This is a genomic window from Xanthobacter nonsaccharivorans (assembly GCF_043194755.2).
In the GTDB taxonomy this organism is placed as follows: domain Bacteria; phylum Pseudomonadota; class Alphaproteobacteria; order Rhizobiales; family Xanthobacteraceae; genus Xanthobacter; species Xanthobacter autotrophicus_G.
Genome location: NZ_CM195526.1, coordinates 805,126 through 812,500, shown reverse-complemented (window position 1 = coordinate 812,500; position 7,375 = coordinate 805,126). Strand labels below are relative to the sequence as shown.

General features: G+C 71.1%; 7 protein-coding genes (1 of these 7 cut by a window edge). All 7 read right to left on the bottom strand.

Annotation, left to right across the window (positions count from 1 at the left end; all coding sequences use genetic code 11):
* A protein-coding gene (locus V5F59_RS03660) for an LLM class flavin-dependent oxidoreductase (RefSeq protein WP_393983110.1) crosses the window boundary here: on the bottom strand, positions 1–599 show its 5' portion. It extends 580 nt beyond the left edge of the window; only the first 599 of its 1,179 coding nucleotides appear in the window; it begins with the start codon at positions 597–599; its stop codon lies beyond the left edge, outside the window.
* A 217-nt stretch (positions 600–816) separates the two neighbouring features.
* Complete coding sequence (locus V5F59_RS03655; protein ID WP_393983030.1) at positions 817–2,178, bottom strand: LLM class flavin-dependent oxidoreductase; 1,362 nt, start codon at positions 2,176–2,178, stop codon at positions 817–819.
* A gap of 59 nt (positions 2,179–2,237) precedes the next feature.
* Positions 2,238–3,359 carry an aldo/keto reductase gene (locus V5F59_RS03650; protein WP_393983031.1) on the bottom strand — a complete coding sequence of 374 codons (1,122 nt, stop codon included), beginning with the start codon at positions 3,357–3,359 and terminating at the stop codon, positions 2,238–2,240.
* Positions 3,360–3,370: 11 nt separating this feature from the next.
* The gene (locus V5F59_RS03645; protein WP_393983032.1) at positions 3,371–4,321 is read right to left on the bottom strand and encodes an ABC transporter ATP-binding protein; all 951 of its coding nucleotides are present in this window, start codon (positions 4,319–4,321) and stop codon (positions 3,371–3,373) included.
* The gene (locus tag V5F59_RS03640; protein WP_393983033.1) at positions 4,302–5,306 is read right to left on the bottom strand and encodes an ABC transporter ATP-binding protein; all 1,005 of its coding nucleotides are present in this window, start codon (positions 5,304–5,306) and stop codon (positions 4,302–4,304) included. The genes V5F59_RS03645 and V5F59_RS03640 overlap by 20 nt, the downstream gene beginning before the upstream one ends.
* A 1-nt stretch (position 5,307) precedes the next feature.
* Positions 5,308–6,345: an ABC transporter permease gene (locus tag V5F59_RS03635; protein ID WP_393983034.1), complete on the bottom strand. Its 1,038-nt coding sequence runs from the start codon at positions 6,343–6,345 to the stop codon at positions 5,308–5,310.
* Positions 6,345–7,331: an ABC transporter permease gene (locus tag V5F59_RS03630; RefSeq protein WP_393983035.1), complete on the bottom strand. Its 987-nt coding sequence runs from the start codon at positions 7,329–7,331 to the stop codon at positions 6,345–6,347. Before V5F59_RS03630 ends, V5F59_RS03635 begins: the two co-directional genes overlap by 1 nt.
* Positions 7,332–7,375 lie beyond the last annotated feature (44 nt).

The window sequence follows — 7,375 nt, the reverse complement described above, 5'->3', positions numbered from 1 at the left end:
CAGGGGTTGAGGCGGCCGTCATGGGAATAATTCTCGGGATCGCTCCACAGCCGGTGCAGCACCTCGAACAGCTCCGCCGTCATGTCGTAGCGGCGGTCGTGGTCGATCCGGTTCCAGCCGAACATCTCGTGCTCGATGGCGCGGTGACCGGTGACGATGTTGATGCCCCAGCGCCCCTTGGAGATATGGTCGAAGGTGGCGCCGATCTTGGCGATGTGCAGCGGGTGCCAGGGGCCGTAGAGCACGTGCAGCGTGGAGATGAGGAGAATGTTCCTCGTGGTGGCCGCCATGGCGCCGAGCGCCACGAAGCTGTCGAGGGAGGCCTCCCCGTCATAGCCGCCCTTGGGCAGCCACTGGGTGCGCGAGAAGGCCATGTCGAAGCCCAGCGCATCGGCCTTCTGCACCAAAGCGGCGTTGTAGTCGTAGGTCCAGCTGTTGGTGGTGGGATGATCCGAGAAGTGGATGTCCTGCAGGTTCAGGAACAGGCCGAGCATCAGCGGCTGGCGGGCGGAACGCGACAGCGGGCTGTCGGGGAAATCGAGCGGGCCGCGCAGCACGGGACCGCCATCGGCATAGGCGGCGGACGGGGGGATGGACAAGACGGTGGACACGGCGGACCTCCGGGACGGGCGGGACGGATAATGCCAACGGCCCCGGCCTTTGACCGGCGCCGAGTGGGTGTCGCTCAAGCGCCGCGGGGACCGATGCCAGTGGCCGATGAGCCCCGGCCTCTCCCCCGAGCGACCGGGAGAGAGGCCGGATCACGACCCCGCCACGGGGAACGTGGCGCGATCGGGACGGGGATCGGCGCGCGCCTCAGGCTGTGGCGCGCGCCTCGGTGGCGTAGACGCTCTCCGGCCGCGGCAGGCCATAGTGCTCGCGCAGCGTCCGGCCGGTGTAGTCGTGGCGGAACAGCCCGCGCCTGCGCAGGATCGGCACCACCTCGGAGGCGAACAGGTCAAAGCCGCCGCGGAACCAGGGCGGCATGATGTTGAAGCCGTCCGCGGCCTTGTTCTCGAACCAGAGCTGGATCTCGTCGGCGATCCGCTCCGGCGTGCCCACGGCCACATAATGACCGCGCGCGCCGGCCAGCCGGTCGATGACCTGGCGCAGGGTCGGCTTCTCGCGCTTCACGATGTCCACGACGAGCTGGAACCGGCTCGCCACCTGCTTCGCCGGCCCGGCATCCTTGAACGCATCGAGCGGGACTTCCGCGTTCAGCGGATGGCCGGTGAAGTCGATGCCGGTGATCTGCTTCAGCTGGGCGATGGAATAGGCCGGCTGAATGAGATCGTTGAGTTCCTCGTAGAGCCGCTGCGCCTCGGCCTCGGTGGAGCCGATATAGGGGCTGATGCCGGGCAGGATCTTCACATGGTCCGGGCTGCGGCCGAGGCTCTCGGCCTGCCGCTTGATGTCGGCGTAGAAGGCCTTCGCGCTGTCCACCGTCTGGTGCGCCGTGAAGATCGCCTCCGCATAGCGCGCCGCGAACGAGCGCCCGTCGTCGGAGGAGCCGGCCTGCACATAGACCGGGCGCCCCTGCGGGCTGCGCGGCGTGTTGAGCGCGCCCTTCACCCGGAAGTGCCGGCCCACGTGCTCGATGGGATGGATCTTCGTATCGTCCGCGAACAGGCCGGAGGCGGCGTCCGCCACCAGGGCATCGTCCTCCCAGCTGTCCCAGAGCTTCGTCACCACGTCCACGAACTCGGCCGCGCGGGCGTAGCGCTCGGCATGGCTCGGGGTCTCGGCGAGGCCGAAGTTGCCGGAGGCCTGCGGCACGGCGGTGGTGACGATGTTCCAGCCCGCGCGCCCGCCGCTCAGATGATCGAGGGAGGCATAGAGCCGCGCGAGGTTGTAGGGCTCGTAATACGTGGTGGACGCGGTGCCGATGAGGCCGATGCGCGTGGTCGCGGCGGCGATGGCGGACAGCCAGGTCAGCGGCTCCAGCCGGAAGCGCGAGGCATAGCGGATGTTGTCCACCTGCGCCGGGCCGTCCGCGAAGAAGACGGCATCGAGCTTCGCCGCCTCCGCCGAGCGGGCGAGGTCCTGGTAATAGGAAATGTCGAGCAGGCGCTCCGGGCTCGATCCGGGATAGCGCCAGCCCGCCTCGTGGTGGCCACCGGGATAGATGAAGAGGTTGAGGACGAGCTGCCGGCCGGGCCGGGTCTGCGGATGGGCCATGGGAGTCTCCTTCTGATCGCTCCTGGCGCGTGACGGGGCAGAACGGAACGGGGCGTGGATCACCCGGCCTTGGCGGCGGGAATGGAATGCAGCGGCGCCGCGCGCTCGGCCACCCGCTCGGTCACGCGTTCCTGGGCCCGCTCGGCGACGCGCAGGGCCGCATCGGCGCCGCCGGTCAGCGGCACGCGGCCTTCCACCGGATGGCTCGGATCGGTGTAGAAATGGGTGGAGACCTGCCCGTCGGGCACGAGCGAGGCCGCCAGCGCCTCGTCCTCCGCGGTGAAGCGATAGTCGAGGGCGGCCACATAGGCGTCCCACTGCGCTTCGGTGCGCGGGCCGGCGATGGCCGAGGTGACGAGACGGTTGTTCAGCACCCAGGAGAGCGCGAAGGTGGTAGCGGAGATGCCGCGGGCCTCGGCGTGGCGGGCGACCCTTTCGGCGATGAGGAGGGAATCCTCCCGCCACTCCGTCTCCAGGATGCGCCGGTCGCCGCGCCCCGCGCGGCTGTCGGCGGAGGGCGTGGCGCCGGGGGCGTACTTGCCGGTGAGCACGCCGCGCGCCAGCGGCGAATAGGAGACGACGCCGAGCCCGTAATGGTGGGCGGCGGGCAATTGCTCCACCTCGGCGGTGCGGTCCACGAGATTGTAGAGCGGCTGGCTGGCGATGGGCCGGTCGATGCCGAACTGGTCGGCGAGATGCGCCACCTCGGCGATGCGCCAGCCGCGGAAGTTCGACACCGCGAAATAGCGCACCTTGCCGGCGCGGATGAGGTCCGCCACCGCCCGCACCGCCTCGCCCAGGGGCGCGTCGAAGATGGCGCGGTGGAAATAGAGGATGTCGATATAGTCCGTGCCGAGGCGCCTCAGGCTGCCCTCCGTCGCCTCGATCACCCACTTGCGGGAGATGCCCTGGCGGTTCGGCCCCTCGCCCACCGGATTGGCGAACTTGGTGGCGAGCACGAAGGCGTCCCGGTCGTCGCGGATGGCGCGGCCCACCACCTCCTCGGTTGCGCCCTTCTGGTAGGCGTCGGCCGTGTCGATGAAGGTGAAGCCCTGGTCCTTCGCCTTGCGGATGATGCGGTGGGAGGTGGCCTCGTCGGCCGGGCCGCCGAACATCATGGTGCCCAGCGCCAGCTTCGGGACCTTGAGGCCGCTGCGGCCGAGGTAACGGTATTCGGTCATGGAAATGGCCTCTATTGGAGCACGCCGTCGGGCGCGTGATGGCAGGCGACCTGCTGGCCCGCGCCGGCGAAGCGCAGCGCGGGATCGGCCTCGGTGCAGATGGGGGTGGCGAGCGGGCAGCGCGGGTGGAAGCGGCAGCCCGAAGGCACGTTGCGGGCGCTCGGCAGGTCGCCCAAGAGCGGGGCGGCATGGCGCCGGCGGCCGGGGGTGGGCACCGCCTCCATGAGCGCGCGCGTGTAAGGGTGCAGCGGGCGGGAGAAGATGGCGCGCCAGCTGCCCGCCTCGACGATGCGACCGAGATACATGACCAGCACCCGGTCGGCGAAATAGCGCACCACCGAGAGATCATGGGAGATGAAGAGGTAGGACAGGCCCAGCTCCGCCTTCATCCGCGACAGGAGGTTGAGGATCTGCGCCTGGATGGAAAGGTCGAGGGCAGACACCGGCTCGTCGCAGATGACGAGGCGCGGGGCGAGGATGAGGGCCCGGGCGATGCCCAGCCGCTGGCGCTGGCCGCCGGAGAATTCATGCGGATAGCGCGAGAGCGCCTCCCGGGGCAGGCCCACGCGCTCCAGCGCGGCGGCCGCCGCCTCCGCCCGCTCGGCCCGCCCGCCGATGCCGTGCACCTCCAGCGGTCCCTTCAGGATCTCCGCCACCGTGTGGCGCGGGTTGAGGGAGGCGAAGGGGTCCTGGAACACCATCTGCGCCTGCCGGCGATAGGCCTTCAGCGGCCCCCCCTTCAGCGCGCCCACCTCCATCCCGTCGAACACGACCCGCCCGGCGGCCGGATCCACCAGGCGCAGCAGAACCTTGGCGAGGGTGGACTTGCCGCAGCCGCTTTCGCCCACGAGGCCCACCGTCTCCCCCGGCGCAATGGAGAAGGACACCCCGTCCACCGCCCGCAGCTGCCGCCCGCCCGCCTCATAGCCGGCGTGGAGATTTTCAACCGACAAGAGCGTCATGGCGCGCCTCCGTCGCAAGAGCCGCAGGGGCGGTGACCGGGCAGGCCACCAGATGGCCCGGCGCGACGGCGACAAGATCCGGCACCCGGGCCCGGCAGGCCGCGCGCGCCGCGGGGCAGCGCGGGGCGAAGGCGCAGCCCACCTCCCCCGCGGCCGAGGCGATGGAGCCGCGGATCTCCGCCAGCGGACCTGCGGAATGATGCTGGACCGCATCGAGGCGCGGCGACGCCGCCAGCAGCCCGCGCGTGTAGGGATGCAGCGGGGCGCCGAACAGGGTCGCGAAGGGCGCCTCCTCCACCTTGCTGCCGGCGTACATCACCGCCACGCGGTCCGCCCACTCGGCCACCACGCCGAGATCGTGGGTGATGAGGAGCAGCCCCATGGAAAGGTCGCGGCGGAGCGCGTCCAGCAGGTCCAGCACCTGTGCCTGGATGGTCACGTCGAGGGCCGTGGTGGGCTCGTCGGCGATGAGGAGACGCGGCGCGCACGCCACCGCGATGGCGATCATCACCCGCTGGCGCATGCCGCCGGACAATTCATGCGGATATTCGTCCACCCGCCGCTGCGGCTCGGGGATGCGCACCAGGTCGAGCAGCTCCACCGCCCGCGCCCGCGCCGCCCGCCGCGAGAGGCCCTGGTGCAGGCGGACCACCTCCATGATCTGGGCGCCCACCGAAAGCACCGGGTTCAGCGAGGTCATGGGCTCCTGGAACACCATGGCGATGTCCTGCCCGCGCACCAGCCTCAGCTCGCGGTCGCCGAGCCGGGCGAGGTCGCGCCCGCCGAACAGCACCTCCCCGCCGGCGATGCGGGCCCTGTCCGGCAGCAGGCGCAGCAGCGCCAGCGCAGTGAGCGACTTGCCGGAGCCGCTCTCGCCCACGAGGGCCACCGTCTCCCCCGCCTCGACGGTGAGGGACAGGCCGCGCACGGGGGTCGCCCGCGGGAAGGCGATGGAGAGGTCACGAACGTCGAGGAGGGCGGCCATCTCACGCCTCCCCGGACAGGCGCGGGTTGAGCGCGTCGGTGAGGCCGTCGCCGATGAGGTTCAGCGCCAGCACCGTAAGCACGATGGCAAGGCCCGGCACGGCGCTGAGGTACCAGGCCGTGCGCAGCAGGTCCCGGCCGGTGCCGATCATGGAGCCCCAGCTCACCACATTGGGATCGCCGAGGCCCATGAAGGACAGCGCGCTCTCCATGAGGATGGCGGTGGCCACCGTCACCGAGGCGAGGACGATCACCGGCGGCAGGGCGTTGGGAAGGATCTCGCGGAAGATGATGCGGCCGTGGCCATAGCCGAGCGCGCGGGCGGCCGCCACGAACTCCTTCTCCTTCAGCGCCCGGAACTGCGCCCGCACGAGGCGCGCCACCTGCGGCCACGACACCGCGCCGATGGCGAGGGTGATGGCCGGGACGGAGGGCTGGGCGATGGCCACCAGCACGATGAGCAGGATGAAGCCCGGCACCGTCTGGAAGATCTCGACGAGCTTCACCAGCAGGTCATCCACCAGCCCGCCGAAATAGCCGGCAGTGGCGCCCACGAGGATGCCGGCGAGAAGACCCACGAGTGTCGCCGCCGCGCCCACCACGAGGCTGACGCGCGCCCCGTGGACGAGGCCGGCGAGCACGTCGCGGCCCAGGGCGTCCGTGCCCAGCGGAAAGCGCGGGTTCTGCCCCGGCCATTGCAGCGGGCGCCCCGCCATCTCCAGGGGATCGTCAGGGAACAGGACGGGCGCGAGCAGCGCCGCCGCCACCACCAGGGCGAGGATGAGAAGCCCGGCCACCGCCGTGGGGTTGGTGAGGAAGACCACGAGCGCGCGCCGCCCGCCGGCGGGGGCGAGCCGCGCCACCTCCTGCGTCCCCGCCCGCGCGGCATCGGGCGCGTGGACATTGGGCCAGGCTTCGAAGGCCGGCTCAAACCCCGCCTCCGGCCGGTCCTCTCCGCCCAGCCCGGCGTTGGCCGCGCGATCTTCCGCGCGGCTGGCCCGGGCCCCAAGGCCGGGGGCGAATGCGTCTGCGCCGTGCATCACCGCACCTCGATCCTGGGATCGAGCCAGGCCTGCAGGACGTCGATGGCCGCGTTGATGGCCACCACCAGCAGGGACGAGAGCAGCAGGATGCCGAGCAGGACCTGGAAGTCGCGCCCCATCACCGCCTCGTAAGCGAGGCGGCCGAAGCCCGGCCAGCTATAGACCGTCTCCACCACCACCGCCCCGCCCATGAGGCCCGCGAGGTGGATGCCGGCCATGGTGGTGACGGGAATGAGCGCGTTGCGCAGCACATGGCCGGTGGTGACGGCGAAGGGCGAGAGCCCCTTGGCGCGGGCGGTGCGCACATGGTCCTGCGCCTTCACCTCGAGCATGTCGCTGCGGGTGAGGCGGGCGTAGATGGCCACATAGAACAGCGCCAGCGCGGTGGCGGGCAGCACCAGGTAGCGGGCCCGATCGGCCACTGCCTCCCAGCCGGCGAGGCCGGCGCCGATGGTCTGCGCCCCGCCGCTCGGCAACCAGCCGAGCTTCACCGAGAACAGCACGATGAGCATCAGCCCGATCCAGAAGCTGGGGATGGAATAGAACAGCAGGGACAGGACGCTCAGCACCTTGTCCGGCAGCCGGCCCGCGGTGCTCGCCATCACCGCGCCCAGCGTGATGCCGATGAGGAGCGCGAGGAGGAGGGCGACGCCCATGAGGGCCAGCGTGTTGGGCAGGCGCGCGGCGATGAGGTCCGCCACCGGCTGGTTGTAGCGCGGCGACACGCCGAGGCTGAACTGCGCGAGGTTCGACAGATAGGCGAGCAGCTGATGCAGCACCGGCAGGTCGAAGCCGAACTTCGCCTTGAGCGCGGTGAGCGTCTCCACCGTCGCCGCCCCCGCCTCGCCGGCCAGCACGTCGGCGGCATCACCCGGGGTGAGGCGCAGCAGGAAGAAATTGAGGATGACGATGCCGATGATGGTCGGCACCGCCTGCAAGGCGGTGCGGCGCAGGGCGCGAAGGAGGCGGGGCAGGCGCTTCATGGCCGCCTCCCGGAGAACATCGGCCGCCGCGGGATGAGGAGCTC